General features: G+C 46.4%; 18 protein-coding genes. 13 read left to right on the top strand and 5 right to left on the bottom strand.

Features of this window, described 5'->3' with window-relative positions; all coding sequences use genetic code 11:
* Positions 1 to 183: 183 nt before the first annotated feature.
* Both ACXHJ1_RS02500 and ACXHJ1_RS02495 read right to left on the bottom strand, forming a co-directional pair.
* Positions 184 to 912 carry a response regulator gene (locus ACXHJ1_RS02500; protein ID WP_031462898.1) on the bottom strand — a complete coding sequence of 243 codons (729 nt, stop codon included), beginning with the start codon at positions 910 to 912 and terminating at the stop codon, positions 184 to 186.
* Positions 905 to 2,578, bottom strand: a complete 1,674-nt coding sequence (locus tag ACXHJ1_RS02495; RefSeq protein WP_457905547.1) for an ATP-binding protein — start codon at positions 2,576 to 2,578, stop codon at positions 905 to 907. The genes ACXHJ1_RS02500 and ACXHJ1_RS02495 overlap by 8 nt, the downstream gene beginning before the upstream one ends.
* Before the next feature lie 161 nt (positions 2,579 to 2,739).
* Between ACXHJ1_RS02495 and ACXHJ1_RS02490 the strand changes: the two genes are divergently transcribed.
* Together ACXHJ1_RS02490 and ACXHJ1_RS02485 are read left to right on the top strand one after the other, a co-directional pair.
* Positions 2,740 to 3,033, top strand: a complete 294-nt coding sequence (locus ACXHJ1_RS02490; RefSeq protein ID WP_457905546.1) for a putative quinol monooxygenase — start codon at positions 2,740 to 2,742, stop codon at positions 3,031 to 3,033.
* Between the two features lie 45 nt (positions 3,034 to 3,078).
* Positions 3,079 to 3,903 (top strand): aldo/keto reductase, encoded by an 825-nt coding sequence (locus ACXHJ1_RS02485; protein WP_117290581.1) that lies wholly within the window; start codon positions 3,079 to 3,081, stop codon positions 3,901 to 3,903.
* A 71-nt stretch (positions 3,904 to 3,974) separates the two neighbouring features.
* On the opposite strand, the gene ACXHJ1_RS02480 is transcribed toward ACXHJ1_RS02485, so the two are convergent.
* On the bottom strand, positions 3,975 to 4,631 hold the full coding sequence (locus tag ACXHJ1_RS02480) for an SdpI family protein (protein ID WP_017426186.1): 657 nt from the start codon (positions 4,629 to 4,631) through the stop codon (positions 3,975 to 3,977).
* Positions 4,628 to 4,939, bottom strand: coding sequence for an autorepressor SdpR family transcription factor (locus tag ACXHJ1_RS02475; protein ID WP_107735073.1), 312 nt, complete (start codon positions 4,937 to 4,939; stop codon positions 4,628 to 4,630). Before ACXHJ1_RS02475 ends, ACXHJ1_RS02480 begins: the two co-directional genes overlap by 4 nt.
* 212 nt (positions 4,940 to 5,151) lie before the next feature.
* Between ACXHJ1_RS02475 and ACXHJ1_RS02470 the strand changes: the two genes are divergently transcribed.
* The 7 genes from ACXHJ1_RS02470 to ACXHJ1_RS02440 all read left to right on the top strand — a co-directional run bounded on the left by ACXHJ1_RS02470 (position 5,152) and on the right by ACXHJ1_RS02440 (position 12,600).
* Entirely contained in the window at positions 5,152 to 5,763 is a 612-nt protein-coding gene (locus ACXHJ1_RS02470) for an alpha/beta hydrolase (protein ID WP_457905545.1), read from the top strand.
* 73 nt (positions 5,764 to 5,836) lie between these two features.
* A complete protein-coding gene (tlp, locus tag ACXHJ1_RS02465) occupies positions 5,837 to 6,061 on the top strand; it encodes a small acid-soluble spore protein Tlp (protein WP_016819791.1) in 225 nt (74 codons plus the stop codon).
* A gap of 237 nt (positions 6,062 to 6,298) precedes the next feature.
* Positions 6,299 to 7,591, top strand: coding sequence for an ABC transporter substrate-binding protein (locus ACXHJ1_RS02460; RefSeq protein WP_016819792.1), 1,293 nt, complete (start codon positions 6,299 to 6,301; stop codon positions 7,589 to 7,591).
* Between the two features lie 27 nt (positions 7,592 to 7,618).
* Positions 7,619 to 8,581, top strand: coding sequence for a carbohydrate ABC transporter permease (locus ACXHJ1_RS02455; RefSeq protein ID WP_016819793.1), 963 nt, complete (start codon positions 7,619 to 7,621; stop codon positions 8,579 to 8,581).
* A gap of 3 nt (positions 8,582 to 8,584) precedes the next feature.
* Entirely contained in the window at positions 8,585 to 9,424 is an 840-nt protein-coding gene (locus ACXHJ1_RS02450) for a carbohydrate ABC transporter permease (RefSeq protein WP_013369500.1), read from the top strand.
* 332 nt (positions 9,425 to 9,756) lie between these two features.
* Positions 9,757 to 11,043: a threonine ammonia-lyase IlvA gene (ilvA, locus tag ACXHJ1_RS02445; RefSeq protein ID WP_031462902.1), complete on the top strand. Its 1,287-nt coding sequence runs from the start codon at positions 9,757 to 9,759 to the stop codon at positions 11,041 to 11,043.
* A 357-nt stretch (positions 11,044 to 11,400) separates the two neighbouring features.
* Entirely contained in the window at positions 11,401 to 12,600 is a 1,200-nt protein-coding gene (locus ACXHJ1_RS02440) for an MFS transporter (RefSeq protein WP_107735076.1), read from the top strand.
* 86 nt (positions 12,601 to 12,686) lie between these two features.
* Here the strand turns inward: ACXHJ1_RS02440 and ACXHJ1_RS02435 are convergent, their stop codons facing one another.
* Positions 12,687 to 13,130, bottom strand: coding sequence for an Lrp/AsnC family transcriptional regulator (locus tag ACXHJ1_RS02435; RefSeq protein ID WP_017426192.1), 444 nt, complete (start codon positions 13,128 to 13,130; stop codon positions 12,687 to 12,689).
* A 170-nt stretch (positions 13,131 to 13,300) separates the two neighbouring features.
* Here ACXHJ1_RS02435 and ACXHJ1_RS02430 point away from each other — a divergent pair, with 170 nt between their 5' ends.
* The 4 genes from ACXHJ1_RS02430 (at position 13,301) to ACXHJ1_RS02415 (ending at position 18,012) form a co-directional block, all read left to right on the top strand.
* Entirely contained in the window at positions 13,301 to 14,467 is a 1,167-nt protein-coding gene (locus ACXHJ1_RS02430; protein ID WP_107735077.1) for a serine hydrolase domain-containing protein, read from the top strand.
* A gap of 234 nt (positions 14,468 to 14,701) precedes the next feature.
* Positions 14,702 to 15,676, top strand: coding sequence for a glycoside hydrolase family 43 protein (locus ACXHJ1_RS02425; protein WP_017426194.1), 975 nt, complete (start codon positions 14,702 to 14,704; stop codon positions 15,674 to 15,676).
* Between the two features lie 243 nt (positions 15,677 to 15,919).
* Entirely contained in the window at positions 15,920 to 16,987 is a 1,068-nt protein-coding gene (locus tag ACXHJ1_RS02420) for a FecCD family ABC transporter permease (RefSeq protein ID WP_457906156.1), read from the top strand.
* The gene (locus tag ACXHJ1_RS02415; protein ID WP_240753534.1) at positions 16,987 to 18,012 is read left to right on the top strand and encodes a FecCD family ABC transporter permease; all 1,026 of its coding nucleotides are present in this window, start codon (positions 16,987 to 16,989) and stop codon (positions 18,010 to 18,012) included. The genes ACXHJ1_RS02420 and ACXHJ1_RS02415 overlap by 1 nt, the downstream gene beginning before the upstream one ends.
* Positions 18,013 to 18,138 lie beyond the last annotated feature (126 nt).

Raw genomic sequence — 18,138 nt, 5'->3', positions numbered from 1 at the left:
ATGCTTACCAGAGAAACTGATAATCATTATCAATTAACTAACTGTTGACCATTCTAGCAACCGGGAAAGGGGACGTAAATAATGTGATCATTTAAACCGTTTTAGCCTATTATGAGAATTAAGTTCATTAAAATCACAAGCGAGATGAGAGGATGGAAGAGACCAGACGTATGAATTGGTGGTTTATGCATTTTCCTGCCGTCTGCGATAGATACGCTCCGGTCTGCCGACAGTTCCGTATACCTGATCGTGGTGAGCATCGCCACTTTCCACTAAATATTCCAGATACCTTCTGGCGGTAGATCGGCTCATACCTAGCTCAATTCCCACTGTACCCGTAGTTACCTCACCTCGTCGGTTCAGGAGATCAAGCACCTTTTCGCAAGTGACTTTATCAATGCCTTTGGCCCATAGCTCTCCTACTCCGTTACCCGTCATCCGACCCGTGCCCGCGCTTTGAAGCAGACGGTCAATTTCCGATTGCTCCACCGTAGAGTGTTCTTCTTGCCATGTTGTGACTTGGCGGCGGAAACGAGCATATTCCTCTAAGGTCGCCCGCAATCTCTCGAATACAAGCGGCTTTACGATAAAATCAAATACGCCTGCTCGAACCGCTTGTACCACAGTTTCAGCTTCTTTGGCGGCAGTCAGCATAATGACATCTGTAGCTGGATAGTGTTGCTTGATGAACGATAGTAGGGTTAGACCATTCGTATCGGGAAAATAAACATCCAGCACGGCTAAAGAAGGACGCAGAACATCTAGTTGAAGCTTTGCCTCAAATTCGTTCGTTGCTATTGCACATACGGTGAATCCATCCACCTTTTCAATAAATCGTCGGTTAATCTCCGCAATTCGCGGATCATCTTCAATAATAAGAACCTCAATGTCCGATAAAACCCGCTCATTCATGGCCGTGACCTCCTTTTACATCATGATTCGTGTCTGTTCTAATTAAAGGAATGTATACTTCAAAAATGCTACCTCCACCAGGCCGTTCATGTACTTTTATGGAGCCACTCATTCGTTCGGTGTACTCCTGCACGAGAGCAAGGCCATATCCGTGTCCTGCCTCTACTTTAGTTGATGCTCCCTTAACGAACAGTTTTTCCTGGATATCCTCCGAAATACCCGATCCATTATCCATAACTTCGACGACGATGGCTTCAGTCATTTCTTCAAGCCGGAACCAGACCTGTCCGTCAGGTATAGAGCCTATTGCAACTGCTTCCATAGCATTGTCCAGCAGGTTTCCGGCAATGGTAGCAAGAAGCGACCACTCCAACGCAGGAGACGGGGTTGAAAATGCTCCTTTTATATATGAATGGAGTACAATCCCTTTTTCCAACGCCTGTTTTTTCTTGCTGATCAGCAGGCTGGCGATGATTGAATCGGGTGAAAGAGAAGACGAAACGGAACTATGTACACGATACTCTTCCGATTCCTGAGTAATAAAGTCCACTGCTTCGTCATAACACTCCAACTGAATCAGGCCGGATATGAGATATAGCCGATTGGTATATTCATGTGTTTGTGATCGTAACACGTCCGCATAATCCTTGACCTCTGTCAACTGCCGCGTCATGCGAAGCAGCTCTGTTTTGTCACGCAGGCTGGCAACGGTGCCTAGCATTCGTCCGAATCGATCCTTGATCGGTACACGGCTGACGACTACGACTCGTTGTTGGATCTCAATTTCCTCATTGAATACGTTTTGTTCCTGATCCGGCTTCATGCTAGGATTCTTTTCGATAAAATCTGTAGCAAGTACATCTGCCAGCTGATATGCCGCGCCCGCCAAGTGACGAAGCTCGCATCCATAAAGGCTAGTTTCCGGAGGAAGACCAAGCAAACGAACGGCTTGTGGATTGGCAAGTGTGACTTGTCCACTGCTATTAACCGCGATAATCCCTTCACCTATGGATTCGAGAATGGCTTGCTTTTCCTGATACAAACGTCCAATCTCCACTGGCTCCAGCCCATGCAGTTCGTGCCTTACCCGTCGTGCTATAACCAGACTTCCTAATATGCCGATCATTAGCGCGCCTACCATGAACCACAGCCATGTATATGTGTATGTACGAATATTTTGCGCCACATCTGTCATCAGGAAACCTACAGAAACGAGTCCGATAGCTCGGCCTTGTTCATCATAGACTGCGGTTTTGGCTCGCAGTGACGGTCCGAGAGAACCGGTGGATTCCGTAATAAAGGAATGTCCTTGCAGCACCTTATTATTCAGCGGGTCCATCATAGGCTGCCCGATGCGTTCCGGGTTAACATGCCATTGCCGAATGAGATGACGATCTGCAATCGTAATAAAATCAGCGCCGGTGCTGGCTTGGACAGGTTTCACTGCTTCGTTGATCCGAACACGTAATTGCGTCGTGTCGGTCTGTTCTAGAGCATCCCTGACCTGTGCATCTACCGCAAGCGTATTGGCCACAGTCAGTGCCCTTTTCCCAATCTCTTCGTACAAGGCGGAGGTAATCATGTAACGCAGGGATAATCCCAACAGCCCGGTAACGACTAGCACTAAAAGGGATATGAATACCATTAATTTTGTCTGAAAACGCACATGCCTTCACCGCCATTAAACAAAATATAGGAGCAGTTGATCAGCGGATAAACACCCCAATATGAATCATTTTACTGTATTCCAGAAACGGCCGCACTTTTAATCTATCGAAAGAATGGTCTATAATAGAAATAGTTACATAATACGAGGAGGAAAATATTATGATTATTATTCATGCAGATATGAAAGTTTTACCAGAAAAGAGAGAGACCTTTTTGCAACAAACCCAAGGGTTGATCAGCGCATCACAAGCTGAAGAAGGCAATGTACGCTATACGTTAATGCAGGATTTGAATGATCCCAACGCATTTACGATGGTTGAAGAGTGGAAGGATGCTACTGCTGTAGATTTCCATAACAAGTCTGCCCATTTCCAGGCATTTGTTGCTGCAGCTAAAGAATTGTTGGCTGCTCCGCTTGAAGTGAATGCTTTTCAGGATGCGACTAAACTGTAATCATCCCGTTGGATAATTTATAACTAGGAATAGGAGGAGATAGACATGGGGAATATTGCGGATACAGCTTTACTAAATAACGGAGTTCAGATGCCTTGGCTTGGTTTTGGTACATACAAGGCGGAAGGCAATGAGGTTTACGAAGCAGTCAAAACAGCTATTAAGGTCGGTTATCGTCACATTGATACCGCGGCGATCTACGGCAATGAGGAACTGGTCGGACAAGCCATTCGTGACAGTGGAGCGGACAGAGACAATCTGTTTGTGACCACTAAGCTATGGAATCAAGATCAGGGCTACGATTCAACACTGCGTGCTTTCGAGGAAAGCCGCAAGCGGTTGGGCCTGGATATCATTGATCTGTACCTTATCCATTGGCCTGGCAAGGACAAGTACAAGGAAACTTGGAAGGCGTTCGAACGGCTGTATGAAGAAGGAAGCGTACGCGCGATTGGAGTAAGCAACTTCCAAATTCACCATCTCGAAGACCTCCTGAAAGACAGTAATATTGTACCTGTCATTAATCAGGTAGAGCTTCACCCGCGTCTGACTCAGCAGGAGCTGCATCAATACTGCCGGGAACACCAGATCCAGCTTGAATCGTGGAGTCCTCTGATGAAGGGGAAACTGACGGAGCAGCCAGATATCGTTGAGATTGCCGCCAAATACGGCAAAACGACTTCTCAGGTTATTTTGCGTTGGCATCTGGATCGGGGAATTGTGACGATTCCCAAATCGGTTACCGCGCATCGTATCCGCGAAAATGCCGATTTGTTCGATTTTGAACTGACAACTGAGGATATTAACCGAATTAATGGTCTTCATCTGGATGAGCGTGTGGGTACTCATCCCGATAAGCTGTTGTTCTAATTGAATATGTAGATGTACAAAGAACCTCCCATTCTGCGTTTATCGTGGTTTGGGAGGTTCCTTGTTTATCCCTACTGATGATTTATTTTGCGATGCAGTAGGAAGGAGTAGAGTACAGGAATGACGACGGATATAAACAGCCCGGTGAGAAAAATGACGGTGCCCGCCACTCCATCGACCCATGCCGCTACCAAGCCCGAAGCACCACCGAGCATCATCATAGGTCCGCCCAAACGGTGCGTTTTACGCCATACCTCCGGATTGGACAGAGTCCATGGCGTGCGAATACCGAAGGTATAGTTTGGCTGTACCTGAGTCATATAATTACCCAGCACCAGCAGCATCAGACCCAGCACTCCATAAAGGATCGTAAGCATCTGTAGCCGATAATTCAGGTTATACAGCAGCATTCCCCAACCGGCTATAGCGAGAATGAGCGAAGTGCCTACACGCGTAACCTCATAGGCTTTAGTAAATTTCTTGAAATTTGCTCTGTTGGGGTCCATGTAGCGGGATAGCCGAAGGAGCAAAGGCACCAGCCCCAATAGCACCAGCATGAGAATAGAACTGTTTTTACTCATATACCCGTCTGCGGTATTGTCCATGCTAAAATGAGAGGCCAGCACATCGGGAAGCCGGTTATACAGTAGTAAAGCGCCTATAGCAGGTGATAAGGCAAGCAAAGTCGTCAAAACATCCGTCAAGCTCCAACGTGTTCGGAACTTCATTCAGACCCCTCCGTATCCTTAGTATCATTCGAAGTTGGTTTTACAGGGGCATCCGATTGGGCGATACTGAACATCCAGCCGATGACATCCGCCACAACTGTTGTATGCAAGGTGTAAATAATGCTTTGCCCCTGTCGCTCATCCAGCACAAGCCCCGCCTGCTTCAGCAAATTCAGATGGTGGGATATACTGGGCTTGCTGATTTGAAAATGCTCAGCGACGTCGCCCGCGCTCATGCTTTTCTCTTTCAAAAGCTGCAGTATTTTGCGCCGGGTCGGATCAGCCAAGGCTTTGAAGGCATCATTCAAAGTTTGCTCACTCCTTTAGATATTTAGATAATTCTCTAAATATCTAATCACATAGTAAAATAAAGCTATACTACATGTCAATGGAACAAGACATCATTTTAGAAAAAATTAACGAGGTCAATTATGTTTGTATAAAGCAGTGAAATGGGCTATAATCTAATTATACAAAAATAAGATTCTTAATTTAAAGTTAATTAGAGGAGGGAATAGATATGAAACACGTCTTTCGTGAAGGAAATGATCCGCAAGCTCCGGTTATTTTGCTGTTGCACGGTACCGGCGGGAATGAACAAGACTTGCTACCATTGGCTGATTTGGTTGCACCAGGCGCATCTGTGTTAGGTGTGAGAGGTAATGTGCTGGAAAATGGAATGCCGCGCTTCTTTCGCCGTTTGGCAGAAGGTGTGTTCGACATTGAGGATCTCGTATTTCGTACCAAAGAACTAAGCGAATTTGTTGATTCAGCTGCAGAGCAATATGATTTTGACCGTAACAACGTGGTGGCTCTGGGCTATTCCAATGGAGCCAACATAGCGGCCAGTATGCTCTTCCATGATGCAAAAGCGCTGCGTGGGGCCATTCTCCATCATGCTATGGTGCCATTACGAGGGCTGGAACTGCCGGACTTGAACGGTGTCCCTGTATTTCTGTCTTCCGGTGAAAATGACCCGATTGTTCCAGCGGCGGAATCTCAGGAGCTGCAAGCCCTGCTGGAAGGGGCCGGAGCACAGGTAGAAGCCTACTTGGAACGCAATGGTCATCAATTGACTCGCACTGAAGCCGAAGCCGCAGGCCGATGGTTTGGAAAGCATTTTAATGTATAAAATAACTCGATAACGATCAAGCTACGGTTTAGCGCTCTAGTGAGCGATTCTATGATTAGGAGGCGTCAAACCGATGGCAAAACCGGATAATCGAGCAGATAATGTGGAGCATTTGCAACAAAATATTCAGAATACATTGCAGAATCTTCATGAGGCTGAAGGATATCTAAACGAATTTTCCTCTGAAATCAGCAATGAGGAGCGTCAGCAGATCGAAGAAAAAAATAATCGTCGTAAACAAAGTATTAGATCATTTCGAGAAGAAGTGAAAGACGAAGCAGCACATTCGCAAGAGTAGTTAACATAGCGCGACCCAACTCCGAGTTTCAATTGGAGTTGGGTCGTTTTTTTATGCAGAAATCATCATATTCCCATCCAATTCATTTTCCCCCTATAATGCAATGAGATCTGTTTTACACAAAAACGAATTTTTTTTGAATAATATTGTTGTAAACTAATTTGTATTGATGTTAAATAATAAAAGAAAGCGCAATCATTTACGAATTAGGATTTCATCATGCGAAGGGGGAAGGATATGCTGCTGCGAAGAAAAAGCATGGCTTTGATGCTTATGGCGGTGGTTTTGATGGCTGGACTGCTGCAAGGTTGTTCTTTCAAGACTGATGAAAAGGATGGGCCGGGAACAGAACTTGTATTATGGACATTCAATGAACTGCATGAGAAGTTTTTTCTGCAAATGGCTGACCAATGGAACCAACAGCACCCTGATGAATTGATTAATTTGAAAGCGAATACATTTCCTTATGACAACCACCACAGCAAGCTCTCGATTGCGTTGCAATCAGGGGTGGGAGCGCCGGATATCGCGGATATTGAGGTCAACAAAATTGGTAATTTCCTCAAAGGAATACCGCAATTGGTCCCGCTCAATCCGGTGATTGACCCTGAGATCAATAACATTGTGCCTTCCAGAGTACAGATTTACGGCAAAGACGGTAAGTATTACGGCATTGACTTTCACGTTGGAGCCGAAGTGATGTATTACAATAAAGAGATTATGGATCAGGCGGGGGTAGACCCGGATTCCATCGTTACCTGGGCAGACTACGCTGCTGCTGGCAAGCAAGTGCTGGCCAAAACGGGCAAGCCGATGGCGACCTTGGAGACCAATGACCTGTGGAGCTACTGGCCGATGATCTCCCAGCAAAATTCAGATTTTTTGGATGACAAGGGCGAGTTGACGCTGGATAACGAAACCAATATTAAAACACTTGAGTTTCTCCAACAGATGATAAAAGACAAAATCGCTATTCCCGCACCGGGTGGCGGGCATCATATGGAGGAATACTACGGGTTTATGAACAAAGGCGGGGCCGCTTCAGTGTGGATGCCGATGTGGTATATGGGACGTTTTACGGATTACATGCCTGACTTGAAAGGAAAAGTCATCATTAGACCGATGCCGGCGTGGGAAAAAGGCGGCTATCGCTCAGCAGGTATGGGCGGAACCGGAACGGTAGTCACGAACCAATCGAAGCACCAGGATTTGGCGATGCGTTTTCTAGCCTTTGCCAAGCTGTCCAAGCAAGGGAATGTGGAGATTTGGAAGCAACTAGGGTTTGATCCCATCCGCAGTGAAGTGTGGACTATGCCGGAAGCCAAAGCCAAAAATAAATTTACGGATTATTTCGGAACGAATATTTTTGATACGCTGATCGAAGTAAAAGATGAAATTAATGCGGTGCATATTGGACCGAAAACGCCTGACATCGCCAGTGCTGTACGTAATAAAATACTTTATCGGACACTACAGAGTGGCGAAGATCCAGCCACGGTGCTGCATGAGCTAGCAGATGAACTGAGATAGACCCCAACAGGAAAGGGAGTGAGATTCATGGCAACGCCCGTTCATACGAACGCTAATGTACCGACAGGTCAGCCGCCAAAAACTCAGCGTCCGACCAGAAGCCAATGGAGCCGCTTTATTCATTCCAGTCGTACGGCACCGTATGTATTTGTCCTTCCATTTTTACTGTCCTTTGCGCTGTTTTTTGCGTATCCGGTCATCTCGACGGTCATTATGAGCTTTCAGGAAGTCTTGCCTGGGATAACAACTTATGTTGGCCTGGAAAATTATAAGGATTTAATGAATCCTACATTTGGAAAAGCAATTTTGAACAGCGTCCTGTACACGCTGCTTACACTGGTCGTGTTGATTCCTCTGCCACTGGTACTGGCGGTATTGCTAAATTCGCCTAAAATGCCGGGTAGAGGGCTGTTTCGCTCCGTAATGTTTATACCCGCACTGACCTCAGTGGTGGTAGCAGGAACAATCTTCCGACTCATGTTCGGGGAATTGGATGGTTCGCTGATGAACTCCCTGTTGGGGATATTCGGTCTTGAGCCTTACAAATGGCTAATGAATGCGAACACCGGCTTTTTAGCGTTGATCGTGTTGGCCTTATGGAGATGGCTGGGGGTAAACATGCTGTACTACATGTCGGGGTTACAGAACATTCCTCCCGAGTTGTATGAAGCTGCTCAGATCGATGGGGCCAGCCGCTTTGATTCATTTTGGCGGATTACGATTCCTATGCTAAAACCCGTGACAATCTACGTATTTACGATCAGTATTTATGCCGGATTGTCCATGTTCACCGAGAGCTATATGCTGTGGAACGGAAACAACTCTCCGAATGATATTGGATTGACGATCGTTGGCTATCTCTATCGCCAAGGTCTGGAACAGAACAGCATGGGCTTTGGAGCAGCGGTGGGGATTGTATTGCTCGTATTCACATTAGTACTGAACCTGATCCAGCTCAAATTTTTTGGCATGTTTCGGAAGGAGGATTAAGCGATGGCTCAGAAACAAAAAGGCCCGTTATCTGCATTTCTCGTTGTCCTGTTCATTCTGTTTGCCGGGTTCGCCCTGTTTCCGCTATTTGCCGTGACGCTTGCCTCATTCAAGCCATCAACGGAGTTGCTGCGCTACGGCTTGAATCTCAAGCTGGAGTGGGCCATCATGTCCTTAAAAAACTATGCGTTCATCTTTCAGGGGACGACGGATTATTTTCAATGGTACTGGAATAGTCTTGTCATTACCGTCTTGTTTACGGTGTTATGTCTGATATTGTCGGCGATGGTCGGGTATGGCCTGGAGATGTATCGTTTTAGACTGAAAAATGTGATTTTTACACTGGTGCTGGTCGTGATGATGATCCCGGTAGAAATTATTATGCTGCCACTTTACAAACTCATGATCGGTATGAAGCTGATCAATACGGTATGGGGTGTGATTTTGCCATTTGTCGTCGCACCGATTCCGATCTTTTTCTTCCGTCAATATTTAAGCGGAGTACCCAAGGACTTTATGGATGCTGCACGGGTTGACGGCTGTTCAGAGTATGGTATTTTTGTGCGGATTATGATGCCTCTGATGGCACCTGCCTTTGCGGCAATGGCTATTTTACAAGCTATGAACAGTTGGAATAACTTCCTGTGGCCGATGATCGTATTGCGTACTAACGACATGCTGACACTGCCAATCGGTCTGTCCAGTCTGCTGACGCCATATGGCAACAATTATGATGTGTTGATTGCCGGTTCAGTCCTGGCTATTTTGCCGATTCTCGTCGTGTTTCTGTTCTTCCAGCGTTACTTTATTGAAGGGATGACTGCAGGCGGGGTGAAAGGATAATCATTGCGGTGCTGAATGAGTCGACTGAAGACAAGAAATGTATAGAGTCAGGAAAGGCGGGTCGGGCATTGTCTCGGCCTGTTTTTTTATGAACTCAATGATTTTCATTCTCATTTTCATGACTATCAACTGCACAAGCTATAGGTAAACGTGGTATGATGTTTGAAAGATTTCAAATACAGCACTTTGCATAATTCGATTCCTAACGCTCAAAAGTTTAATATATAGACGAACTAAACCGATTCGATCTATATATTACTGATTTGAAATCGCTCTTGGGATTTATGCAAAATGCTCAATACAGAAATATTCAGGCGGAGCGTGGAGAACCTATGGAACCAACAGAAACCCAGAAAACTGAGCCGGCCACAGCGTCAACCGTTGGCATGGAGGATATTGTACGGGCGCATCATATGCTGCGTGAGGTGATTGTTCGTACACCTTTACAGAGGGATGCCGTCCTATCGGCCAAATATAACTGTAATGTGTATCTGAAACGAGAGGATCTCCAAGTTGTGCGGTCCTTTAAAATCCGTGGAGCTTACAACATGATCCGCAGCCTAACTCCTGAGCAAATGGAAAAAGGGATCGTGTGCGCGAGTGCGGGTAATCATGCGCAAGGTGTGGCTTTTTCATGTAACGCGCTTGGCATCCACGGTAAAATATTTATGCCGAGCACAACGCCCAATCAGAAGGTGAAGCAGGTACGTCGCTTTGGCGGAGACAGTGTAGAGGTCATTTTGACCGGAGATACGTTTGACGATGCTTATGACGAGGCCATGAAGGTATGCAGCGAACAGGAAATGACCTTTATCCATCCGTTCGATCAACCGAAAATTATTGCAGGCAATGGCACGATTGCGATGGAAGTGATGGAGAGCCTGGATACACCTGCGGACTATATGTTCGTGACGATTGGCGGCGGCGGTTTGGCGGCAGGCGTAGGCACATATGTTAAAACTGTGAATCCGACCACCAAAGTAATCGGTGTAGAACCCCTGGGCGCAGCATCGATGACGGAAGCGATGCGTTTGAACAAGGTCGTTACACTGGAGCACATAGACAAGTTTGTTGACGGGGCTGCGGTGAAGCGAGTGGGTCAGTTAACATATGACATTTGTAAACATACCTTGGATGATATTGTGAAGGTACCGGAAGGCAAGGCATGTACAGCGATTCTGGCGCTGTATAATGAAAATGCGATTGTTGTGGAGCCCGCGGGTTCGCTGCCTGTAGCAGCACTTGATCTGTATCGTGAGCAGATTCAAGGCAAAACAGTAGTCTGTATCGTTAGTGGTGGCAATAACGACATTGATCGTATGCAGGAGATTAAGGAACGCTCCCTGATTTATGAAGGACTAAAACATTATTTCATGGTTAATTTCCCGCAAAGAGCAGGGGCACTGCGTGAGTTTCTTCAAGATGTACTTGGACCAGACGATGACATCACAAGGTTTGAGTATACGAAAAAGAATGATAAGGAAAACGGCCCGGCGCTGGTCGGCATTGAGTTGTTCCACAAGGAGGACTATCTTCCTTTAATTGAACGGATGAATCGCAAAGGGATTCAATATACGGAATTGAATAAGAATGAGAATCTGTTTAATATGCTAATCTAACAAAGAGCCTACGGGCTCTTTTTTTTGTATGTGCAATGTTATTGTAAAAAGAAAATAAACCATTAGACTGGGAACGGCATTAAGCTACCGGGCAGGATAGCTGGTTCGCGAAAAATAATGATGACTACTGTTAGGTGCAATAAGGTACGCCTATTTTTAATCTAGGGTAAGGAAAACTACTGTATTACATTTTTGCTTTTAAAATCATGGAATTTTCGTGAAAATAAAAGTATTTTCCTCTTAATTCACTTCATCCCCCTTTAATCATCCATGTAAAAAAGTGTTTTATTTATATAAGCTTATACGGAAGCGAAAGCTTTTTTAAGCGGCAAAAAATAAATAAAGGAGATTTTTTTCGTGAACTTAAACACTGCTCTTATAAGAAAAGGCGGTGCAAATGTGTCGTCTTCCAAACGTCTCCCGTGGGTCGGGTTGCTGGCTTTAGCCATGGCGGGATTCATCTGCATTCTTACGGAAAGCCTGCCTGCTGGATTACTGCCGCAAATTGCACAGGATCTAGGGGTCACAGAAGCTCTTGCCGGACAATTGGTTACTCTCTATGCGGTTGGATCTCTTCTGGCCGCCATTCCTTTGACAACGGCTACCCGTGGGTGGAGGCGCCGACCGCTTCTGCTGCTGTGCATCATCGGCTTTCTTGTATTTAACACCATCACCGCGTTATCTTCCGTTTATGAGCTGACGCTTGTCGCGCGTTTCTTCGCAGGTGTCTCAGCAGGTGTTCTGTGGGGGATGACGGCCGGTTATGCGCGGCGCATGGTGCCTGATTCGCTGAAAGGAAGAGCGATGGCCGTAGCCATGGTCGGCACCCCGCTGGCATTGGCGCTGGGCGTTCCGCTTGGTACTTTTTTCGGAACATATACTGGGTGGCGTCTCATTTTCGGAGCTGTATCATTACTGGCTGCAGCCCTTATTGGCTGGGTGCTCTGGAAGGTGCCGGATTATGCAGGTGAGCCTGCCGGTGATCAACTCCCTTTTCACAAGGTTTTCCTGATTCCCGGTGTACGGACGATTCTGTTTGTCGTTTTGGCATGGGTACTAGCTCATAATATTTTGTACACTTATATTGCACCGTATCTTGCGGAAACCGCGTTTGCTCAGCGAGTGGATTTGGTTCTTCTTATTTTCGGAATTACCTCGGTAGTCGGCATTTGGGTGATAGGCATGCTGATTGACCGTTTTCTAAGAATGCTGGTTTTAATCAGCATCACAGGATTTGCTTTGGCTTCTGTAGCCTTGGGAATAGGAATAAATCAACCTGAAATCATCATTCTTGGTGTTACGGCGTGGGGGCTTACGTTTGGCGGGGCAGCCACTTTACTACAAACAGCAATAGCACAAGCTGGGGGAAAAAGCGCAGATATAGCCCAATCGATGCTGGTTACTGCATGGAATGTGGCAATCGGCGGAGGAGGCATTATCGGCGGGCTTCTTCTCGAACTGCTTGGAGCCGGATTTCTTCCGAGCTCATTAATCATCCTACTGCTTCCCTCTTTGCTTGCAGTTTGGCTAGCTAAAAAGCATGGCTTTCCTTCCTAAAGAAATCCATGAGTATGTGTAACATAAGCAAAAAAATGAATCCGCTGCATGGCGGATTCATTTTTTTGGGATTAGAGAATTACATCTTATGCAAGCAAATTCGTTTCTCCAATGAAATTTTTATAAGCGATCGGTGAAGACATTACGATCAGAGTCGTATAGGTTCCGTATTGATCGCACCGGTTTTCAAACTCTTCCAGCTCCTGGGTTGTTTCCGTAAGGACCTTCAATAAATAATTATGCTCTCCGCTTATCCGGTAACATTCCGTTACCTCCGGTGATGAACGACAAAAATCAAGGAAAGGATAGCAATTCCGGGTCCGAACAAGCATATAGGCTGTGCATTGCTTACCCACTTTTTGCGAAGAAATGACGGTTCGATATTCCTCGATAACCCCCTTTTCTTCCATGCGTTTTACACGTTCCGTTACGGCTGGCTGAGACAGTCCCACCAGCTTTCCTAAATCTGTCATTGATAATCTTGCCTGGTTCTGCAAATGGAGCAGGATGTTTTTATCGATTTCGTCCAAAAAAATCGACTCCTTTGTTTTAAAAGTTATTTCTTTCAAATACCTTTAGAATCCTCGAAAATTTCTTTATTTAACTTGTTTGTTTTATGCAAGACGAAAGAAATTATTTATATAATAAACACACTTGCTATAAATAATCAAGTAAATTACAGCAGGAGAGGATGAGAAGCATGAGAAAAATAGATCTGGAATTGCTGCATAAAAGCGTCAATGAGGTAATTGACCACACACTTGAGGAAAAAAGGATTGTGGGTACCGTTGTCCAAATTGCATTAGGCGGAAACCTTGTTTACAACAAACCTGCTGGTTGGGCCGACCGTGAGCAGAAACGACCGATGCAGGAGAATGCTTTGTTTAGATATGCTTCGGTAACCAAGCCGATCGTGTCAACGGCAGCCTTAGTATTAATTTCGCAAGGGAGATTGCAGTTAAACGATCTGGTTGAAAAATGGTTGCCCGCCTTTCGTCCCAAACTGCCAAACGGAAAATATGCCTCCATGACCGTTCACCATCTGATGACCCATACCGCCGGCTTAACCTACCGTTTCTTCCAGGAAGAAAAGGGAACTTATGAGCTTGCCGGGGTATCGGACGGCATGGATCTGGCGGGAATTACACTTGAAGAGAATCTGCAAAGACTCGCTTCTGTCCCACTTCTATATGAGCCGGGGAAAATGTGGAGGTATTCCATAGCAACAGACGTGCTCGGACTGGTCATCGAAAAGGTAACTGGAATGCCGCTAAGTGAAGCTGTACGGTTGCTTGTAACTCATCCGCTTTCCATGATGGACACGGATTTCAAGGCCGTGGATACGGACAGATTGACCACGGCTTACGCAGACAGCGCTGGAGAGCCCCGGCGCTTGCAGGATTTTGATACCGTTCCTTTCGTGGAGGGGACGGCAGGATTCCTCCTTTCACCTAACAGATTTACCGATAAGACAGCTTATCCTTCCGGAGGAGCCGGCATGATTGGCAGCGCAGGAGACTTTCTTAAACTGCTGGAAGCTTTGCGGCTGGGAGGAAATCCGATTCTGCCTCAGGCTCTTGTCGCAGAAATGACAACCAATCAAATTGGTAACCTTGTGATGCCCTATTGGCCGGGTAGAGGCTTTGGACTTGGTTTCACGCTGCTTAAAGACCCAGCGGATGCCAATACACCGGAATCGCCGGGAACGTGGCGGATGGGCGGTACCTATGGTCACTCCTGGTTTGTTGATCCGAGTGAGGAGCTTAGTGTTGTAGCGTTCACCAATACAGCACTTGAAGGAATGTCAGGCAGGTTTACAACGGAGCTGTGCGAATCTGTCTACAAGGGTATTCGAGGAGTTAAGTAAAGAGTAAAAACGTTATCTTGAACAAATATTCGGAATCAACAATTCCAGTCTAGAACTATATTTTCTTCATACAGTTATGCGTAGTTTATGAATTTCTTTTTATTTGAAATAAAGCGTTTACAAAACTGAAGTTAATAGGTTAATATATGTGTAACTTCATAAGTGAAAACACTAACGTAATAGACGTATCACCAGATTTCTCAATATAAGATACTTATTCGGAGGTGCGAAAGAATGTTGAAAGCATGGAAAAAATCAGTACAGGGTAAATTCGCCCGAACAGCGTTTGCTGCCGTAACTTCGGCTGCTTTGTTGCTGTCCGTGGTGCCGTCTACATCAGCCGAGCATTGGGCGTTAACTGGTGATGTGGCAGTACATGATCCGTCCATCACAAAGGAAGGCAATGCATGGTATATTTTCTCGACAGGGCAGGGGATACAGGTTCAAAGATCAGATGACGGCCGTAATTTTTACAGATTGCCGCAAATATTCTTGTCGCCACCATCATGGTGGAAATCGTATGTACCTAAACAAACCCCAAATGATGTGTGGGCACCGGATGCTCAAAAGTACAATGGACGTGTGTGGGTGTACTATTCCATTTCTACTTTTGGGTCTCGTACTTCGGCCATTGGCTTGACTTCAGCAACGAGCATTGGCGCAGGAAGCTGGAGAGATGATGGACTGGTGCTGCGTACAACGGATTCTGACGATTATAATGCGATTGACCCGAATCTGGTCATTGACGCTTCCGGTAACCCGTGGCTTTCCTTCGGTTCATGGAATACGGGCTTGAAAGTGACTCGACTGGATAAAAATACGATGAAGCCTACGGGCCAGATTTATTCTATTGCTAGACGTACGGCTGGAGGTTTGGAAGCACCGCATGTTACATACCGCAATGGCTATTATTATCTGTTTGCTTCCATTGATAACTGCTGCAAAGGCGTAAATAGTAATTACAAAATCGTTTATGGTCGCTCCACCAGTATCACTGGGCCATATGTGGACAAGAGCGGAAAAAGCATGATGGACGGCGGTGGAACGATATTGGATGCGGGGAATGATCGCTGGAAGGGACCGGGCGGACAATCTGTCTACAACAACAGTGTGATTGCACGTCATGCCTATGATGCCACCGATGGCGGAAATCCAAAGCTGCTGATTAGTGATTTGAAATGGGATTCAGCAGGCTGGCCTACGTATTAAATAGCGGATTACTTGAAATTATTCACAGTGATCTCACATAAATCTAAAAACTGTTCCTCCTAATGGGGGAACAGTTTTTGGCTTGCAATGTCATAGAAACATGCTATTATGTATCAAGTTGATAATCATTATCATTATCATTATCATTATCATTATCATTATCATTGATGTTATCGTAATGAGAGCCATGGTGGCTTTCAGGTATGGAGGGAGTGACCTCACGGAATGCAGTCTAAAGACAGCATGGACAAACATACAGCTTCGACAGAGAGGACCGCTCCTGAAGTAGCCTCTGTAGCCCGTCCGGTGCTCCGAGCGGGTAGGACTCGACAGGCGTTGTTGTTTACAGCTTCTGCTGTATTGTTGGCCTTGGCCATATTCGTTGCCATTTCCTTTGGAGCCAAGGACCTGACCGTAAGCACGGTGTGGTCGGCAGTATTTCACTATGATCGTTCGCTGATGACACACAGGATCATTCATGAGCTGCGATTGCCGCGTGTGCTCGGTGCAGCTATCATTGGGGCTGCGCTGGCGGTTGCAGGCTCTCTGATACAAGGCATTACACGCAACCCGTTGGGGGATACAGGTGTGCTGGGCATTAACGCAGGAGCGATGTTTGTAGTTGCAGTGAGTTTTGCCTTTTTCCCCGATCTACCTTATGGGACGTTAATTATATTGTCGTTCCTGGGGGCACTGATGAGTACCTTACTGGTATTCGGGTTGGGAGCATCCGCGCCGGGAGGACTGACACCCATGAGACTAACGGTGTCTGGAGCTGTGACAGCAGCCTTGTTAGGTTCCATGACTTCGGGAATTGCGATTTATTTTGATCTAAGTCAGGATCTAGCCTTCTGGTATGCGGGTGGTGTAGCCGGAATCAAATGGTCGCAGCTTAAGATTTTTGCGCCGGTTTTGCTTATTGTGATCGCTTGGTCTATGGGGCTCGCACGCTCCATTTCATTGATTTCAATGGGCGATGAGGTAGCATTGAACCTGGGACTAAATCTCAGGCGTATCCGGCTGTTGGGGCTGCTGACGGTGGTGGTCCTGGCTGGGCTATCCGTATCGGCTGCCGGGGCCATCGGCTTTGTAGGCTTGGTCGTTCCACATATTGCTCGCAAGCTGATCGGTGTGGATTATCGCCAGATCGTACCATTGTCAGCATTATTGGGAGCCGTGCTGCTAGTTTTGGCTGATTTGGGAGCGAGAATGGCGAATCCACCGGAGGAGCTAGCTATTGGAATTATGGTGTCTTTTATCGGAGTACCTTTTTTCCTCTTTCTCGCCCGTAAGGAAAGGAGGGAATTATAGTGAGTCGCTCTCTAGGGACAGGAGATACAAGAACGACCAAGGCTTGGCTCGTTTGCTTAGTATTGGTGGGAATCAGCTTTGCTGTCCTTGTTCTAGGTTTGAATACCGGAACGATTCGTATTCCACCGCTACGCGTGCTGGATACACTGTTTGGCGGGGGAAGCGGACGTGATCATATGGTCCTGTTTGAATACCGTCTGCCGCGGATTGTTGTAACGGTGCTGGCTGGAGCGGGACTGGGTGTAGCCGGGGCAGTCATGCAGGGCTTATCGCGAAACGCACTCGCAGATCCGGGAGTGCTGGGCCTTCATGCGGGGGCTGCGTTGGGCCTGGTGATGTATGTTAGCTTTTTTCGCGATCTGGAAGGATCAGTAGCCTTGTTCATTCCCTTGTTTACCTTTGCAGGAGGTGTCGTTGCGGCGGTACTGATTGTTATGTTGTCCTATAGTGGCAGCAGAGGCATCGTGCCTGTGCGATTGATTCTGTCCGGTATCGGTGTAGCCTCAGGGCTCAGCGCCTTAACGCTGTATTGGTCGCTGCGGCTGGACGAGGATACGTACGCATTTACCGCACGTTGGTTGGCTGGCAGCGTATGGGGACGGGATTGGATACATGCAGTGGCTTTACTGCCATGGATTGTCATCGTATTGCCTTACGTTCTGTCTCAGACACGTAGCCTGAATAATCTGTCGCTGGGTGATGAGACCGCAGCTGGAATTGGTACAAGTGTAAAACGCCAGCGTCTGATATTGCTGGGCGCAGCAGTGGCTCTATCGAGTGCCAGCGTATCCATGGCCGGAGGCATCGGTTTTATTGGGCTAATTGCGCCTCATCTGGCTCGCCGTCTGGTTGGACCGATGTATCAGCATTTGCTGCCAGTAGCCGCTTTGGTCGGGGTCGTTATTCTGGTCACAGCAGATACGATTGGTCGTTCGGTATTTCAGCCGAATGCTATTCCAGCAGGTGTAGTGGTTGCCGTGATAGGAGCTCCATATTTTTTATTCTTGTTATCCCGAACCAAATGACAATAAGATTAGGTTACATATGAAATTCAAAGCTGCACATGATGCCGCATGCTGAACAATAACGAAGTAGAAGCCTTGATGATTTAACATTATAAAATAGAGCTTCTATAGTATAGGAGAGAATAT

Source organism: Paenibacillus sp. ALE2 (assembly GCF_054113385.1).
Note: the sequence above shows the minus strand (reverse complement) of the source record. Positions and strands in the feature narration are given on the sequence as shown.

What these genes read in the sequence shown, in the direction of transcription:
- ACXHJ1_RS02500 (WP_031462898.1), bottom strand. Translation starts at nt 912, where the DNA reads ATGAATGAGCGGGTTTTATCGGACATTGAGGTTCTTATTATTGAAGAT.
- ACXHJ1_RS02490 (WP_457905546.1), top strand. Translation starts at nt 2,740, where the DNA reads ATGATTATTATTCATGCAGATATGAAAGTTTTACCAGAAAAGAGAGAG.
- ACXHJ1_RS02485 (WP_117290581.1), top strand. Translation starts at nt 3,079, where the DNA reads ATGGGGAATATTGCGGATACAGCTTTACTAAATAACGGAGTTCAGATG.
- ACXHJ1_RS02480 (WP_017426186.1), bottom strand. Translation starts at nt 4,631, where the DNA reads ATGAAGTTCCGAACACGTTGGAGCTTGACGGATGTTTTGACGACTTTG.
- ACXHJ1_RS02470 (WP_457905545.1), top strand. Translation starts at nt 5,152, where the DNA reads ATGAAACACGTCTTTCGTGAAGGAAATGATCCGCAAGCTCCGGTTATT.
- tlp (WP_016819791.1), top strand. Translation starts at nt 5,837, where the DNA reads ATGGCAAAACCGGATAATCGAGCAGATAATGTGGAGCATTTGCAACAA.
- ACXHJ1_RS02460 (WP_016819792.1), top strand. Translation starts at nt 6,299, where the DNA reads ATGCTGCTGCGAAGAAAAAGCATGGCTTTGATGCTTATGGCGGTGGTT.
- ACXHJ1_RS02455 (WP_016819793.1), top strand. Translation starts at nt 7,619, where the DNA reads ATGGCAACGCCCGTTCATACGAACGCTAATGTACCGACAGGTCAGCCG.
- ACXHJ1_RS02450 (WP_013369500.1), top strand. Translation starts at nt 8,585, where the DNA reads ATGGCTCAGAAACAAAAAGGCCCGTTATCTGCATTTCTCGTTGTCCTG.
- ilvA (WP_031462902.1), top strand. Translation starts at nt 9,757, where the DNA reads ATGGAACCAACAGAAACCCAGAAAACTGAGCCGGCCACAGCGTCAACC.
- ACXHJ1_RS02430 (WP_107735077.1), top strand. Translation starts at nt 13,301, where the DNA reads ATGAGAAAAATAGATCTGGAATTGCTGCATAAAAGCGTCAATGAGGTA.
- ACXHJ1_RS02425 (WP_017426194.1), top strand. Translation starts at nt 14,702, where the DNA reads ATGTTGAAAGCATGGAAAAAATCAGTACAGGGTAAATTCGCCCGAACA.
- ACXHJ1_RS02420 (WP_457906156.1), top strand. Translation starts at nt 15,920, where the DNA reads ATGGACAAACATACAGCTTCGACAGAGAGGACCGCTCCTGAAGTAGCC.